Genomic DNA, 15827 nt, shown 5'->3' with positions numbered 1-15827 from the left:
TCCAATTATGGAGTGCTAAATGGCTTGGAATGAGCCCGGTAACAAGGGGAACAAAGACCCTTGGGGAAATAAAGGTGGTAACGATAAAGGGCCACCAGATCTTGACGAAGTATTTCGTAACCTATCAAAACGTTTTGGTGGCAAGGGGGGCAATGGCGCCTCTGGTCAGCCATTTAATTCATCTTTATTGATTGTTTTTGCCGTTATTGCCGTCATTATCTGGGCATTGTCTGGTTTATATACAGTTAAGGAAGCTGAGCGTGGTGTGTTACTCCGTTTTGGTCAACACATTGGTGAAGTGAGTTCCGGTTTACATTGGAAAGCCACTTTTATTGATGAGGTGACAATGGTTGACGTGGAAACGTTCCGTTCGATCCCTGCGTCAGGCAGAATGCTGACATCTGACGAAAACATCGTGAATGTTGAGCTTGTGGTTCAATACAGCGTATCAGATGCTTATTCATATCTGTACAGTGCTGTTGATGCCAACTCGAGTTTACGTGAAGCGACTGACAGTGCATTGCGTTATGTCATTGGTCACAATCGTATGGATGACATTTTAACCACCGGGCGTGATGCTATTCGTCGTGATACTTGGACAGAGTTAGAGCGTATTATTGAGCCATATAAACTAGGCTTAGAAATTCGTGACGTTAACTTTTTACCCGCTCGTCCTCCAGAAGAAGTAAAAGATGCATTTGATGATGCAATTTCAGCTCAGGAAGATGAACAGCGCTTTATTCGTGAAGCTGAAGCTTATGCCCGCGAAATCGAACCTAAAGCGCGTGGACAAGTTGAACGTATGGCACAACAAGCTAGTGCTTATAAAGAGCGTGAAGTTCTTGAAGCTAGAGGTAAAGTCGCTCGATTTGAGAAGTTATTACCTGAGTATAAAGCTGCGCCAGATGTAACTCGAAATCGTTTATACATAGATGCAATGCAATCTGTGTTGGCGGATACTAATAAAGTACTTGTCGACACCAAAAGTAGCGGTAATCTGATGTACTTACCTTTGGATAAGCTGATGGATTCTTCTAAGAGTCAGCGTAATCAAGTAGAACCTGAGGTAGAACGTCACATCAACTCTGTTTCTAGTAGTGGTGTTGATACGCCGATTACTAGTATGCCGACTGATGGTCGTCTCAGCCGCGAAGATCGTCTTCGCCAAGGGAGGAACTAACAATGGGTAGATTAGCAGTGATCATTCTTGTCATCATTTTAGGGGTGAGTTTTTCCTCTTTAATGGTGGTAAGCGAAGGTGAACGTGCCATCGTTGCACGTTTCGGTAAGGTGCTCAAAGAAGATGACGTAACAACCGTCTTTGCACCAGGCCTTCACTTTAAATTTCCTTTGGTAGATAAAGTTCGATATCTGGATTCTCGTATTCAGACATTGGATGGTGCCGCGGATCGTTTTGTGACTTCTGAAAAGAAAGACTTAATGGTCGACTCTTATGTTAAGTGGCGTATTCGTGATTTTGAAAAGTACTATCTTTCTACCAATGGCGGTATTAAAGCCAATGCAGAAAGCTTATTACAAGCCAAAATCAGCAACGACTTACGTACTGAATTTGGTCGTCGCACTATCAAGGAGATTGTTTCTGGTAAGCGTGATGAGTTGCAAACCGATGCATTACAAAACGCTTCTGAAAGTGCTGAGAATCTTGGTATTGAAGTGGTTGATGTGCGCGTAAAGCAAATTAACTTACCTGCTAATGTCAGTACTAGTATTTATCAACGTATGCGTGCTGAACGTCAAGCTGTGGCAAAAGAGCACCGTGCACAAGGTAAAGAACAAGCTGAAATTATCCGTGCGACTATTGATGCCAATGTGACAGTAAAGGTTGCTGAAGCTGAACGTAAAGCGCTTACCATTCGTGGTGAAGGTGATGCATTGTCGGCAAAAATTTATGCTGATGCCTACAGTAAAGACGCTGAGTTTTATAGCTTTTTACGTAGTCTAGAAGCTTACAAAGCAAGTTTTGCCGGTAAGAATGACATTATGGTGTTAGAGCCTGAAGGTGATTTCTTCAAATACATGAAATCGTCTAGCGGTAAGTAACATTTATATCATTTAGTTCAAAAAGCTCGGTCTTTACCGAGCTTTTTTGTGGCTGAAAGTTAATCTAATTAGTATGAATTCAGTTTTTCTAAAAACGGTCATAAATCATAACGAAGACTTTTTATTATGTTTTTGATTACTTTTTATTAATAATTGCTTGTTTTAAATGTCTTTATTACCTCCTTAAACACTAATTAAGGGACGACTAATTGTTATAATCTGGCTGATTTATAAGCGTTTTTGAAAAAAATGTTAATATCCTCACTCTAGATGTATGTTTTCTCTATGATCTAGTTCTAATTTTTCGCTATAATGAGCACCGCCTCAAAGTATGATTTTAGCGCTTCACCCTTTGTGATCGCTAAAGTATTGAAATATAAAAATTCCAACACCCTCTGGGAGATAAGTGGATGAGCAATGCGCCAGTCGATACCGGACGTCGCAGATTCCTGACAGCTGCAACCGCCGTAGTAGGTGGTGCTGGTGCCGTCGCTGTAGCGGTTCCTTTCATCAAGTCATGGAATCCGAGCGCCAAAGCGAAAGCTGCAGGTGCGCCGGTTGAAGTAAATATTAGTAAAGTTGAACCAGGTCAGTTAATTCGTGTCGAATGGCGCGGAAAACCGGTTTGGGTCGTTCGTCGTACAGAAACTGTGCTAAATAATCTTAAAACATTAGACAGTCAATTACGTGATCCTGCTTCCGAAGAAATGCAGCAACCAGAATATGCAACTAACCCTGCACGTTCTATCAAGCCTGAATTTTTCATAGCAGTCGGTATCTGTACCCACTTAGGTTGTTCACCAACTTATCTACCTGATTCATTCGGTGAGCAGGTTGAGGGTGTAACATCTGGGTTCTTCTGTCCTTGTCATGGTTCTAAATTTGACATGGCTGGTCGTGTATTCCAGGGTGTTCCTGCACCATTAAACCTAGTGGTTCCACCGCACAAATATATCGATGACGCTAACGTTATCATCGGTGTAGATACAGGAGCGGCGTAATGGTTAAGAATATTATTGATTGGATTGATGCTCGCATCCCAATGACGGCAACGTATAACCGTCATGTGGGTCAGTATGCCACACCAAAGAATTTCAACTTTTGGTATTTCTTTGGCTCATTAGCATTATTAGTTTTAGTTAACCAGTTACTGACTGGTATTTGGTTAACCATGAATTACGTACCAACAGCAGAAGGTGCATTCGCTTCTGTTGAATACATAATGCGTGATGTTGAATACGGCTGGTTATTACGTTATATGCACTCTACAGGTGCGTCAGCGTTCTTCTTTGTCATTTATATGCACATGTTCCGTGGATTAATTTACGGTTCTTATCAAAAACCAAGAGAGCTTTTATGGCTGTTTGGTATGTTGATATTTTTAGTGTTGATGGCTGAAGCATTTATGGGTTACTTACTGCCTTGGGGACAAATGTCCTATTGGGGCGCACAGGTAATTATCTCTTTGTTTGGTGCTATTCCTGTTATTGGTGATGACCTAACATTGTGGATCCGTGGTGACTATGTTATTTCCGGTGCAACACTAAACCGTTTCTTCGCATTACACGTTATTGCGCTGCCACTTGTATTGGTTGTGTTGGTGTTCTTACATCTAATCGCATTACATGAAGTGGGATCGAACAACCCTGATGGTGTTGAAATTAAAAAGAACAAAGATGAGAACGGATGGCCTATTGATGGTATTCCATTCCACCCTTATTACACTGTAAAAGATATTATGGGTGTAGCAGGCTTCTTAATCGTGTTCTGTTATGTGCTGTTCTTTATGCCTGAAGGTGGTGGATACTTCCTTGAGAAGCCAAACTTTGAAGCGGCTAACCCAATGAAGACTCCTGCGCATATTGCACCGGTTTGGTATTTCACACCATTCTATGCGATTTTACGTGCAATTCCCGACAAGTTAATCGGTGTTGTTGCTATGGGTCTGTCGATTGCAGTGCTATTTGTTCTGCCTTGGCTTGACCGTTGTAAAGTCAAATCTATCCGTTACCGTAGTTTGATTCACAAAATTAACATCGCACAATTTACTGTGTCGTTCATTATTCTTGGCTATTTAGGTGTGGTTCCTGCAACGCCTGAGCTAACTATTGCGGCACGTGTATTCACTTTCACTTACTTTGGTTTCTTCGTAGCCCTATGGGTTTACAGTAAGAATGAGAAAACAAAAGAAGTTCCTACGAGGGTGACACACTAATGAAAAAGTTATTAATTGCATTAGTTACACTACTGCCATCTCTCGCTATGGCTGCAGGTGGAAACGAGGTTCATTTAGAAAGCGCTAACGTTAACTTGCATGACAAAGCGTCATTAGAACGTGGTCTGGATTTATTCCAGCAATATTGTTCAGGTTGTCACAGCACTAAGTACCAACGTTATGAGCGTGTAGCAACTGACTTAGACATCAGTGGCGATGATATGCGTAATAAGTACATGTTCACTGATGCTAAAATCGGTGATTTAATGGAAAACGCTATTCCTCCTGTTGATGCGGCTAAATGGTTTGGTGCTCCGCCTCCAGACTTAACCTTGGTTGCTCGTGTACGTGGAGCTGATTGGGTATTTTCATACTTAAAAGGTTTCTATGCTGATGAAACGCGTCCATTTGGTGTGAATAATACCGTGTTTCCATTAGTGGCTATGCCGCACGTTTTACAAGACTTACAAGGTGTTGCAACTCCTCAATATGAAAAGACTGTCATTGATGGTGTTGAAACTATGACGTTGGTCGGCATGAATCCTCCTACTGGTGGCAAAATGAGTGCAGAAGAGTACGACCAAGCAGTTCGTGATATCACGGGTTTCTTAGTCTATTCGGCTGAACCCGTTCAGTTAGAGCGTGAAGCTTTAGGTTGGTGGGTACTCGGATTCTTGTTTATTTTCTTCATCATTGCTTATTTGTTGAAGAAAGAATACTGGAAAGATGTGCACTAGCCATCAATAACGGTTAATATACATTATCCGCATATTGTAAACGGGGGGCTTAGCCCCTCGTTTGTTTTGTTTTTTCTACATTCTGGAGGGTATCAATGGCTGTTGCTGCCAACAAACGCTCTATCATGACACTTTTTTCTGGTGCCGATGATTTATATAGTCACCAAGTACGTATCGTATTGGCTGAAAAAGGGGTTACCGTTGATGTTTTACAGGTAGACCCAAGTGAGATGCCTGAAGATTTACTTGAAGTAAATCCATACAACTCGGTACCAACTTTAGTTGATCGTGAACTCGTGTTGTACGAATCTCGCATTATTATGGAATATTTGGATGAACGTTTTCCTCATCCTCCACTAATGCCTGTATACCCAGTATCTCGCGGCCAAAGCCGTTTAATGATGCACAGAATCGACACCGATTGGTATGCGCTTGTTGAGCGTATCCGTAAAGGTGAAAAAGCTGATGCTGCGCGTAAAGAGTTAATGGAAAGTCTAATCGCTTTAGCGCCAGTATTTGCTGAAATGCCATACTTCATGAGCGAAGAGTTTGGTTTATCTGATTGCTACCTAGGCCCATTATTATGGCGCTTACCGGTATTAGGTATTCACTTAGACCCGCGTACATCGAAAGATATCAGTGCTTATATGACACGTATTTTTGAACGTGAATCATTTAAAGCATCGTTAACTGAGGCTGAGCGCGAAATGCGCATGGGCATGTGATGAAACCAATAACAGCTAATCGTCCATATTTGTTGCGTGCTTACTATGAGTGGTTGATGGATAACCATTTGACGCCACACGTAGTCGTGGATGCATTTGTTAACGGTACACAAGTTCCACAGCAATTTGTTAAAGACGGTCAAATTGTCTTGAATATTGCAACTGGAGCTGTGGCAAATCTTCACATGTCGAATGATTCCGTCGAGTTTAATGCCCGTTTTGGTGGTGTTCCACAAAATGTGTATTTACCAATGGCCTCAATTGTGGCCATTTATGCTCGTGAAAACGGTGCCGGCACTGTATTTGATATGGAAGATGCTTATATGATCGAAGGTGAGCAGGATGAGTTGTCATCTGTGCCACCATCAATGAAATCTGTTGATGATACTTCGACATTACCGCCATCGCCTAAATCTACTACTGGTGACAAAGCTAAGCGTAAAAACCATTTAACTGTGGTGAAGTAACGATCCGTTACCATGACATAAAACCAGTCGCAAGGCTGGTTTTTTTTAAGCTAAAATTGCAGTATCACCATTTTTTATCGCTCAAATGGAACCCCAAATGTTGTTGATGATTGATAATTATGATTCTTTTACGTTCAACTTAGTGCAATATTTCCAAACGCTTGGACAAGAGATCCTCGTCAAGCGTAATGATGAAATCACCATTGAACAAATTGAAGCATTAGCGCCCACTCATTTAATCATTTCTCCTGGTCCATGTACTCCAAACGAAGCAGGGATCTCGCTTGCCGCCATTGAATATTTTGCTGGGAGATTGCCAATTTTAGGTGTCTGTCTCGGCCACCAAGCCATCGCCCAAGTGTTTGGTGTTGATGTTGTACGTGCAAAGCGTGTTATGCACGGTAAAACCAGCTTAATTGAGCACAATCAACAGGGATTATTTTCTCAGTTAGCATTACCTTTGCAAGTGACGCGTTATCATTCATTGTTGATCAATGATGTTCCCAAGAATTTTACGCTGGACGCATGGTTTGATGACCCTGTTCATGGGCGTGAAATTATGGCGATGAGCTATGCTGATTTACGTATATACAGTGTGCAGTTTCATCCTGAGTCTATTTTGACCCAGCAAGGACATGAATTGCTGAATAACTTTTTACAGTTATAAAGTGTAATCAAGGCTACCTATTTAAGTTCATTATCACTTATTCTGTTACAACTTCTGCAACCAATCTGGCTAAATTCTCGCGTATATTTATGCTATAAAGAGCGCTTAAAAAATAATAAAAGGGATAACCATGACAAGCTTTATGCGAAACTTTGCGGTGAGCGCAATTTCTTTGGCGATGATCAGTGGCTGTGCTGCGACAGCAAAAAATGACGATACGATGGTTATCGCAAAGCCTACCGCTACATCATTGATGGTGCCATTAGCCCAACCTCCAAAAGCCGATCAGTTATTAACGCTTAATCAAATCATGGCTAATCCGGATTGGATGGGAATATTTGCCCAAGGAGCCTATTGGAGTGATGACAGCCAATCGGTGTATTTTAGTCGCCAAGCACACCAGTCGCCTATTCGTGATTTTTATCAACAAGCCATCGGCCAGTCTGAAGCGAATAAACTGGCATTGGATCAGTTACACCTTGCGGATCAGCGTAATGGTGTGTTGAATCAAGCTAAAACTCAAAAAGCTTACATTTATCAAGGTAACGTATTTGTAAAAGATTTATCAAATGGCGATATTACTCAAATGACTCGCCAAAATGATCCGATTAGCGGCGTTCGTTTTTTGAGCGGCGGTGATCTTGCATTTTGGCAAGGTAATAATATTTTTCGTTTACACCAATCTAGTGGACTTGTGGAGCAAATGGCTGCAATCCTAATGGAAAATGAGCCTAAAGAAACGCCAGCCCCCAGTACTTTTATGGCCAAACAGCAGCAAAGATTAATCCAATATGTTGCCATGCAACACGATAACAGTTTGACGCGTGATGAATATAGCGAATCATTGGCTAAAGCTGATCCGACTTTTTCAGCAAAACCTTGGTATTTAGGTGATGCGGAAGTTGTGTCAGAAATGAGTTTATCGCCAGATGGACGTTACGTTCTATTGGCGTTAACGGATAAAAATTATAGTTGGCGTGCAGAACACGACATTATGCCCAATTATTTAGGGCAAGAAGGTTATGTTGATCCCGTGCCTGCTCGTGCTCGTGTGGCAGAAGATGTTTTCCCTGGTCAGCGTTTAGTATTACTCGACCTTACTGAACACAGTAAAAAAGATATTACCATTGAAGGCCTAGCCGGTTTTGATGAGGATGTACTTGCTAGCGTTAAAGCTGAAAATGCAAAAGCCCAAGGTAAAACCTACGAAGGCCACAAAGCGCCGCGTTTAATGCAGTTAATGCAAGATTGGGAGTGGAGTCAAAGCGCTATTCAGTGGAATGATTCTGGCGATAAATTATTAGTGATGCTTGAAGCGGTTGATAATAAAGATCGCTGGATCGCGAGCGTCGATCTTCAAAAAGGCAAACTCTCCACTGAGCATCGGTTACATGATGATGCTTGGGTTAACTATAATTTTAATCAATTCGGTTGGATAACCGGTACAGATACCATGTACTACTTATCTGAAGAGTCTGGATTCTCTCAGTTATATACCAAAACAGCAGCAGGTAAAGTATCGGCATTAACTAAGGGTAAATTTGTGGTTGATAATGTGACCTTATCTCCAGATGCAAAATACTTTTATTACCGTGCAAATAAGGACCATCCGGGCAGTTATAATGTTTACCGTGTAGAAATTGCCAGCGGAAAATCAGAACAACTGACTCAGTGGTTAGGGACATTGGATTACAGCTTAAGCCCTGATGGCCAATCACTGTTATTAACAGCTTCATCTGCTATTCACCCCGATGAACTCTATATTCAGCCTATTGGTGGCGAGATTAGCCAATTAACCGACTATACCAGCACTGCATTTAAACAATATCCATGGCAAGTACCGCAAGTTGTTGCGTTACCTTCAACCCATGGTGCAGAGCCCATTTATGCGCGGGTTTATTTGCCGCAAGGTTATGATCCTAAACAGGCTGATAAATATCCGGCAGTGATGTTTAATCATGGCGCGGGTTATTTACAGAATGCTCATTATGGATTCTCGGGTTACTTCCGTGAATTTATGTTCAATAACTTGTTAACCCAACAAGGTTACGTGGTAATGGATATGGATTATCGCGGTTCAAAAGGTTATGGACGTGATTGGCGTACGTCGGTTTATCGTAATATGGGCCATCCAGAAGTGGAAGATCTAAAAGATGGTGTGGCTTGGATGGCAAGCAATGCTAATGTGGATCCTCAACGTGTAGGTACCTATGGTGGTTCATACGGCGGCTTCCTTACTTTTATGGCGTTATTTAATGAACCTGATTTATTCCAAGCAGGGGCCGCATTACGTCCTGTAGCCGATTGGGCTCATTATAATGCGCCATATACCTCTAATATTTTAAATACGCCTGACGTTGACCCTATCGCTTATGAGCGTAGTTCGCCGATAGAACATGCTCAAGGTTTACAAAAACCATTACTGATCATGAGTGGTGTCTTAGATGATAACGTATTTTTCCAAGACAGTGTGCGCATGGTGCAACGTCTAATTGAATTAGAAAAACCGATGTTTGAAACAGCAATCTATCCTGTTGAGCCACATGGATTTAAGCAACCTTCTAGTTGGTTAGATCAGTATCGTCGTATTTATAAGTTGTTTGAACAAGAGCTGAAATAGTCAGCGCTAAGTTCAAAAAGACAAATAAATATTTATTAAGGCTTCCTTTGAGAAGCCTTAATTTTTATTATTAAGCGACTAACACAATAAAAGGCAATGTGAGTGGCAATATCAATAGCAGGTGGGGTTAGGCCCGGAAAAGTCATCGAAATTGAGCGCCGACTCTATAAGCAGCTTATTGTGGGCAAGCATAAAGTTAATGCTATGCCAGATGAGATCAGCGAAGACTTAGAAGAAAACGCCAATAAGCTTGATATTGAGCGTCAAGCATTAAAGCTGCGCATTGATAAGCAAGCAAAAGAGAAACAAGTATATCTTGAGGTGTCTGCACTGCTAACCCATACGGTTAATAATGCAATAGAGCATCAGTTAGCTAATCCACAAATGATATTAGAAGCATCAGCAATTGGTGAAGGCCAAATTTTATTGCTTGATTTATTATTAGATCCAGATCTTAATATCAATCGACTACGACCAATTATTGAAAGTATTAGTTGGTTATCGCGTGATTTAATTAATTTAATTAACAGCCCTGCATCTGGCCACCGCCGCCCCAAAAACTCCGATGTCCAAGTGACCGATATCAAGCTGGTACTCAATTACATTGGTATTGAAAATTTACGTTTATTGATCCCTTATTTTTGTTTACGCCATTGGCTACCTACAGGTAATGCCAATTTATTGTGGATAACCCGCAAGCTTTGGCGATATAGCATGGTGAGCGCCATTGCCGCGCAAACCTTAGCTGAGTTACATAATAAAGAGCCCAGCTTGGCTTATTGTTGTGCCTTAATGTATCAATTTGCTACTTCGATCATTCTCAGTCAAAGCGGGCATATATTTGATAAAACTTGGGGGACATGGCTACGAGAAGCCAGCCTTAGTCGAGAGAAACAAGTTTATGATGCTATTATGGCAACAGATTTTCCTGCTGAGGCCGTTTTAGAACAAGTGTTGCAGCATAGTCATAGCTTAAATTGGCAACTACTCAGTTTACTGCAATTTGATGACTCAGCGATGACTCAAGTGCTAAAAGAACTCGATCACGATTACCACTTTACCGAGTTATCCGTCGACGCTGCAATTGTGGCTAAAGCGAGTTGTTACGCCAAAGTGCTTTTGCTAGAAGAGCAGCAACAAATCGACCCACAAGAAAAAAGAATTATGTTCGATTACTATCAATTTTCAGCTCAAGAATTAATTCGTCTTAAAGGGAAAAATTTCCGTAAACTCAATTTACTTTAACGCTGTTTTTTGTGTTTCGAGCAAATGTTAAATCTGTGTAATTATTCACTTTTGATGAATAGCTACACAAAATGGAGCCAAATAACTTTTTTTATGACTAGTTATGCTTCATAACCTCCAATAAACGCTTTGTTTATTCATATTTTTAATTCTTTATGCATAATGCTGATCTGGCCTGCAGAAGTTAATTGTACTGAACTGGTATTTTGATCACATTTTCGCTAATAATGTCGCATAAATAATACAAACTTCCGCTAATGCACTTACAGAATATAAAGCAAACAGCGGAAACAGCGGCTTTAAAACCGTTTACAACCTGAAGGATAAAATGCAATGAGTGTAGAAATGAACCTAACCCGTGCCCAATTCGATGAAGTTATGGTGCCTAATTATGCGCCTGCGGCCGTTATACCTGTTCGTGGAGCCGGTAGCCGAGTGTGGGATCAAGAAGGTAAGGAATTCATCGATTTCGCTGGTGGTATTGCAGTAAATTGTTTAGGTCATTGTCACCCAGCATTAGTGTCTGCATTAAAAGAGCAGAGTGAAAAAATATGGCACTTATCTAACGTGATGACTAACGAGCCTGCACTTGAATTAGCCACAAAGTTAGTCAATGCCACATTTGCTGAGCGTATTTATTTTGCCAACTCAGGTGCAGAAGCGAACGAAGCAGCACTTAAATTAGCGCGCCGTTATGCTCTAGACAACCATGGTGCAGACAAAGATCAAATCATCGCCTTTGATAAAGCATTCCACGGCCGGACATTCTTTACTGTTACGGTTGGTGGTCAAGCAGCATATTCAGATGGTTTCGGCCCTAAGCCTCAAAGTATTACCCATGTACCTTTTAATGATATCGCTGCACTTGAAGCGGTTATTTCAGACAAAACCTGTGCCATCATGCTTGAACCTCTTCAAGGTGAAGGCGGTATTATCAATGGTGACCCTGAGTTCTTAAAAGCAGTACGTCGCTTAGCCGATAAGCATGACGCATTGGTTATTTTTGATGAAGTACAAACAGGCGTAGGCCGTACTGGTGAGTTATTTGCTTACATGGGTACTGACATAGTGCCTGATATTTTAACTAGCGCTAAAGCGTTAGGCGGTGGCTTCCCGATTGCTGCAATGCTAACCACTGCAAAAATTGCTGCTCACTTAAAAATTGGTACTCATGGTTCTACTTATGGCGGTAACCCACTTGCTTGTGCAGTTGGTAATGCGGTAATGGACGTGGTTAATACCAAAGAAGTACTTGATGGCGTTAAACATCGTGAACAGTTATTCCGTGATGGTTTAGCGGCAATTAATGCTAAATACAACGTATTCAGTGAAATCCGTGGCAAGGGATTATTACTTGGTGCTGTATTAAACGAGCAATATGAAGGCCGTAGTCGTGACTTTTTAGTGGCATCTGTTGCTGAAGGTCTAATGAGTTTGATGGCGGGTGCAAACGTAGTGCGTTTTGCTCCTTCATTGGTTATCCCTGAAGCTGATATCGCTGAAGGTCTATTGCGTTTTGATCGCGCGGTAGCAAAAGTGGTTGCAGGTTAATGAACAAAAAGTGTGAGCCTAGCTTGCACTTTTTTGTTTGGGTACGCCAACAAAGTGAAATTGCGCCGAAAAGTATTTCAGCGCAGTTTATTTGTGGCGCAATGAGGAGATTAAGATGTTAATCATACGTCCTATCCGTGCAAGTGATTACGATGCACTTTATGGTATTGCAGTCGAGTCAGGCCACGGTTTTACATCTTTACCAGTTAACGAAGAGTTACTGCGTTCAAAGATTGCTAGGGCAGAAGCATCTTTTACCAAGCATGTTGATAAACCTTTTGACGAAGGTTATTTAATGGTGCTTGAAGACATGAAAACCGGTGAAGTTGTCGGCACTTGTGGTATTGAAGCTGCTGTCGGCATGGAAGATGCTTTTTATCATTACCGTTTAGGTACTGAGGTGTATCACTCTCAACAAATCTCAGTTCGTAATGAAGTTGAAACCCTGACTCTATGCCATGACTATACGGGAGCGGCTGAGCTGTGCACCTTGTTTTTAAAAGACGGTTATCGCAAAGGTAATAACGGGCGCATGTTGTCGCGTTCGCGTTTTTTATTTTTAGCGCAGCATCAACATCGTTTTGGTGAAACTGTTATCGCAGAAATGCGAGGGGTCAGTGACGATCATGGTGAATCACCATTTTACGAATGGCTGCAGCATCATTTTTTAGGTATCGACTTTGTTGAGGCTGATTATTTATCAGGCTTAGGTAAAAAAGCGTTTATGGCTGAAATGATGCCACGTAACCCTGTTTACGTTTGTATGCTGCCTAAAAAAGCCCAAAAAGTGATTGGTGAAGTGCATAAAAACACTAAGCCAGCACTGCGGTTACTGCAAGCGGAAGGATTTAAATTCCGAAATTATGTCGATATTTTTGATGGTGGTCCAACGGTTGAATGTTCAATCGGAGATATTCGCTCGGTAAAAAAGAGCCGTTTACTTACTGTGAGCATTGGTAAAATGCCACATGCCGATCACCATTTTATTATTTCCAACACCTTGCTAGCTGATTATCGCGCATCGGCGGCAAAACTGTTGGTCTCTGATGAACACGATAATGTGGTGCTTAGTACTGAAATTGCTGCCGGTCTTATGGTCAGCGAAGGCGAGCAAATTCGTGTTTTAGCAATGTAGGAGCAAGAAATGACACAATATATTCAAGGTCAGTGGTTAGCTGGCGAAGGTCATGAAATTAACTCAAAAAACCCAGCCAACGGTGACGTCATTTGGCAAGGTAACACTGCAACCGCTACTCAAGTGAACGCAGCTGTAGATGCCGCTCGTGCGGCGCAATTTGATTGGTTTATGCTGGGTTATGACGCCCGTTTAGCCATTGTTGAAGCTTATCGCGCACAACTAGAAAATAATAAAGCCGAGATAGCTGAAACCATCGCTCAAGAAACCGGTAAGCCACAATGGGAAACCGCCACTGAAGTTGGTGCCATGATTGGCAAAATCGCTTTGTCAGCAAAAGCTCACGACAAACGTACTGGTACTGAAACCAATGATCTGCCAGCAGGTCGTGCGGTATTACGTCACAAGCCTCATGGTGTTGTGGCTGTATTTGGTCCATATAACTTTCCGGGACATTTACCTAACGGTCATATAGTGCCTGCATTATTAGCCGGTAACACAGTGGTGTTTAAGCCTTCAGAACTAACGCCTAAAGTGGCAGAGTTAATGCTAAAGTGCTGGGACAAAGCCGGCTTGCCACAAGGTGTGATTAACCTAGTGCAAGGCGAAGTTGACACAGGTAAAGCGTTAGCATCACACCCGCAAATTGATGGACTATTCTTTACCGGTAGTTCTCGCACTGGGCATATTTTACATGAACAATATGCCGGCCTTCCGGGTAAAATTTTAGCCCTTGAAATGGGTGGTAATAACCCGCTTATCGTTAAAGGCGTTACTGATACTAAAGCGGCTGTCCATGACATTATTCAGTCTGCATATATTTCCTCTGGTCAGCGTTGTACTTGTGCCCGTCGTTTATACATTGAAGAGGGCGAGCAAGGCGATGCGTTAATTGCCGAGCTAGTCAAGGCTGTTAAGCAAATCAAAGTCGGTGCTTGGAACGCTCAACCACAACCTTTTATGGGCTCAATGATTTCTGAAACTGCAGCGCTTGGTATGGTTGCTGCACAAGCAACACTCAAGTCATTAGGTGGCGTTCCGTTAGTTGAGTTAGTGCAAGTTGAAGCTGGAACGGGTTTAGTGACTCCAGGTTTAATTGACGTTACTCAAGTGGCAGCGTTACCAGATGAAGAATATTTTGGTCCATTATTACAGTTAGTTCGTTACCGTGATTTTGACCAAGCTATCCATTTAGCGAATGCGACTCGTTATGGTTTATCTGCCGGTTTACTCGCTGACAGCCGTGAAGATTACGATTACTTCCTCGCGCGCATTCGTGCTGGTATTGTTAATTGGAATAAGCAAATCACAGGTGCATCAGGTGCGGCACCATTTGGTGGCGTTGGCGCATCGGGTAACCATCGTGCAAGTGCATTTTATGCTGCTGATTATTGCGCTTACCCTGTCGCTTCAATGGAAGCTGATTCAGTAAGCTTACCTGCAACTTTAAGCCCTGGTTTATCAATTTAACTGATAAATTCATCGCATGATCCGTGCTGGTGACGTGTTCGCCAGCCTTATTTTAGAAGGATTTAACCATGCATACTGACGTTAATGCTTTATTTGCTGCCCTATGGCAAGACTACATTAAGATGACGCCTTCAGCGGCGAAAATTCATCAACTATTAGGTCATGGTGCTCCTATCATCAATGACCATATCGCGTTGCGTACGTTTAATATCGCCAAAGTGAATTTAAGCGTATTGGCTGAGCATTTCACCTCTATCGGTTATGTCGACTGTGGCGATTATCAGTTTGTACAGAAAAAACTGATAGCCAAGCATTTTGAACATCCTGATCCAACACAGCCAAAGGTGTTTATCTCTGAGCTGTTAGTCGAGGAGTTTAGCCCTGAACTGCAAAAAACTATCCACGGTTTAATCGACCAAGTGGATGTTACAGCAACGACTGCCGATAATTTCATTTATTCAGGTCGTCATTGGGATCTAGACAAAGCCACTTACCAAGCCTTACTTGCTGAAAGTGAATATGCCGCTTGGGTCGCTGCGTTAGGTTACCGCGCTAATCACTTCACAGTATCAATTAATGACCTGCCAGAGTTTGAGCGTATTGAAGATGTAAACCAAGCCTTAAAACAGGCCGGTTTTGTATTAAATAGTTCAGGTGGTGAGATTAAAGGTTCGCCAGAAGTACTGCTAGAACAGTCTTCTACCATGGCCGATAAAGTCGTGGTTAACTTCACTGATGGCGATGTAGAAATTCCAAGTTGTTTCTATGAATTCGCCCGTCGTTACCCAATGGATAATGGTCAGCTTTATACTGGTTTTGTTGCAGCATCTGCAGACAAGATTTTTGAAAGTACCAATTCAATGATGTAATGTTGTGTACAACTAAAAAAGACCTAATTGAGTTATCAATTAGGTCTTTTTGTTGGCCGTCGCAA

14 protein-coding genes are annotated in these 15827 nt (G+C 41.9%); all 14 read left to right on the top strand.

The features are described from left to right. Positions 1–19 precede the first annotated feature (19 nt). Positions 20–1180, top strand: coding sequence for an FtsH protease activity modulator HflK (hflK, locus tag H5123_RS00635; protein ID WP_124018313.1), 1161 nt, complete (start codon positions 20–22; stop codon positions 1178–1180). A 2-nt stretch (positions 1181–1182) separates the two neighbouring features. Beyond that, positions 1183–2061, top strand: a complete 879-nt coding sequence (gene hflC, locus H5123_RS00630; RefSeq protein WP_124018314.1) for a protease modulator HflC — start codon at positions 1183–1185, stop codon at positions 2059–2061. 410 nt (positions 2062–2471) lie between these two features. Then, positions 2472–3062, top strand: coding sequence for a ubiquinol-cytochrome c reductase iron-sulfur subunit (gene petA / locus H5123_RS00625; protein WP_124018315.1), 591 nt, complete (start codon positions 2472–2474; stop codon positions 3060–3062). After that, complete coding sequence (locus H5123_RS00620) at positions 3062–4276, top strand: cytochrome bc complex cytochrome b subunit (RefSeq protein WP_124018316.1); 1215 nt, start codon at positions 3062–3064, stop codon at positions 4274–4276. The genes petA and H5123_RS00620 overlap by 1 nt, the downstream gene beginning before the upstream one ends. Further along, positions 4276–5013, top strand: coding sequence for a cytochrome c1 (locus H5123_RS00615; protein WP_124018317.1), 738 nt, complete (start codon positions 4276–4278; stop codon positions 5011–5013). Before H5123_RS00620 ends, H5123_RS00615 begins: the two co-directional genes overlap by 1 nt. Before the next feature lie 95 nt (positions 5014–5108). Beyond that, complete coding sequence (gene sspA, locus H5123_RS00610) at positions 5109–5738, top strand: stringent starvation protein SspA (RefSeq protein WP_011638743.1); 630 nt, start codon at positions 5109–5111, stop codon at positions 5736–5738. Continuing rightward, the gene (locus tag H5123_RS00605; RefSeq protein ID WP_124018318.1) at positions 5738–6205 is read left to right on the top strand and encodes a ClpXP protease specificity-enhancing factor; all 468 of its coding nucleotides are present in this window, start codon (positions 5738–5740) and stop codon (positions 6203–6205) included. Before sspA ends, H5123_RS00605 begins: the two co-directional genes overlap by 1 nt. Positions 6206–6302: 97 nt before the next feature. Then, the gene (locus H5123_RS00600; protein WP_182696702.1) at positions 6303–6872 is read left to right on the top strand and encodes an aminodeoxychorismate/anthranilate synthase component II; all 570 of its coding nucleotides are present in this window, start codon (positions 6303–6305) and stop codon (positions 6870–6872) included. 130 nt (positions 6873–7002) lie between these two features. After that, positions 7003–9492, top strand: a complete 2490-nt coding sequence (locus tag H5123_RS00595; RefSeq protein WP_182696701.1) for a prolyl oligopeptidase family serine peptidase — start codon at positions 7003–7005, stop codon at positions 9490–9492. A 102-nt stretch (positions 9493–9594) separates the two neighbouring features. Next, positions 9595–10737 carry an HDOD domain-containing protein gene (locus H5123_RS00590; protein WP_182696700.1) on the top strand — a complete coding sequence of 381 codons (1143 nt, stop codon included), beginning with the start codon at positions 9595–9597 and terminating at the stop codon, positions 10735–10737. A 333-nt stretch (positions 10738–11070) separates the two neighbouring features. Then, positions 11071–12288: an aspartate aminotransferase family protein gene (locus tag H5123_RS00585; RefSeq protein ID WP_124018322.1), complete on the top strand. Its 1218-nt coding sequence runs from the start codon at positions 11071–11073 to the stop codon at positions 12286–12288. 115 nt (positions 12289–12403) lie between these two features. Beyond that, a complete protein-coding gene (gene astA, locus H5123_RS00580) occupies positions 12404–13423 on the top strand; it encodes an arginine N-succinyltransferase (protein ID WP_182696699.1) in 1020 nt (339 codons plus the stop codon). A 9-nt stretch (positions 13424–13432) separates the two neighbouring features. Continuing rightward, the gene (gene astD / locus H5123_RS00575; protein ID WP_124018324.1) at positions 13433–14893 is read left to right on the top strand and encodes a succinylglutamate-semialdehyde dehydrogenase; all 1461 of its coding nucleotides are present in this window, start codon (positions 13433–13435) and stop codon (positions 14891–14893) included. Between the two features lie 68 nt (positions 14894–14961). Then, positions 14962–15762, top strand: a complete 801-nt coding sequence (locus H5123_RS00570) for a DUF1338 domain-containing protein (protein ID WP_182696698.1) — start codon at positions 14962–14964, stop codon at positions 15760–15762. Positions 15763–15827 lie beyond the last annotated feature (65 nt).

Source organism: Shewanella sp. SR43-4 (assembly GCF_014163845.1).
In the GTDB taxonomy this organism is placed as follows: domain Bacteria; phylum Pseudomonadota; class Gammaproteobacteria; order Enterobacterales; family Shewanellaceae; genus Shewanella; species Shewanella vesiculosa.
This window is presented reverse-complemented; position numbering and strand designations above follow the sequence as displayed.

Excerpts from the sequence above, each read along its gene's own strand:
- hflK (WP_124018313.1), top strand. The coding sequence starts at position 20 with ATGGCTTGGAATGAGCCCGGTAACAAGGGGAACAAAGACCCTTGGGGA.
- hflC (WP_124018314.1), top strand. The coding sequence starts at position 1,183 with ATGGGTAGATTAGCAGTGATCATTCTTGTCATCATTTTAGGGGTGAGT.
- petA (WP_124018315.1), top strand. The coding sequence starts at position 2,472 with ATGAGCAATGCGCCAGTCGATACCGGACGTCGCAGATTCCTGACAGCT.
- H5123_RS00620 (WP_124018316.1), top strand. The coding sequence starts at position 3,062 with ATGGTTAAGAATATTATTGATTGGATTGATGCTCGCATCCCAATGACG.
- H5123_RS00615 (WP_124018317.1), top strand. The coding sequence starts at position 4,276 with ATGAAAAAGTTATTAATTGCATTAGTTACACTACTGCCATCTCTCGCT.
- sspA (WP_011638743.1), top strand. The coding sequence starts at position 5,109 with ATGGCTGTTGCTGCCAACAAACGCTCTATCATGACACTTTTTTCTGGT.
- H5123_RS00605 (WP_124018318.1), top strand. The coding sequence starts at position 5,738 with ATGAAACCAATAACAGCTAATCGTCCATATTTGTTGCGTGCTTACTAT.
- H5123_RS00600 (WP_182696702.1), top strand. The coding sequence starts at position 6,303 with ATGTTGTTGATGATTGATAATTATGATTCTTTTACGTTCAACTTAGTG.
- H5123_RS00595 (WP_182696701.1), top strand. The coding sequence starts at position 7,003 with ATGACAAGCTTTATGCGAAACTTTGCGGTGAGCGCAATTTCTTTGGCG.
- H5123_RS00585 (WP_124018322.1), top strand. The coding sequence starts at position 11,071 with ATGAGTGTAGAAATGAACCTAACCCGTGCCCAATTCGATGAAGTTATG.
- astA (WP_182696699.1), top strand. The coding sequence starts at position 12,404 with ATGTTAATCATACGTCCTATCCGTGCAAGTGATTACGATGCACTTTAT.
- astD (WP_124018324.1), top strand. The coding sequence starts at position 13,433 with ATGACACAATATATTCAAGGTCAGTGGTTAGCTGGCGAAGGTCATGAA.
- H5123_RS00570 (WP_182696698.1), top strand. The coding sequence starts at position 14,962 with ATGCATACTGACGTTAATGCTTTATTTGCTGCCCTATGGCAAGACTAC.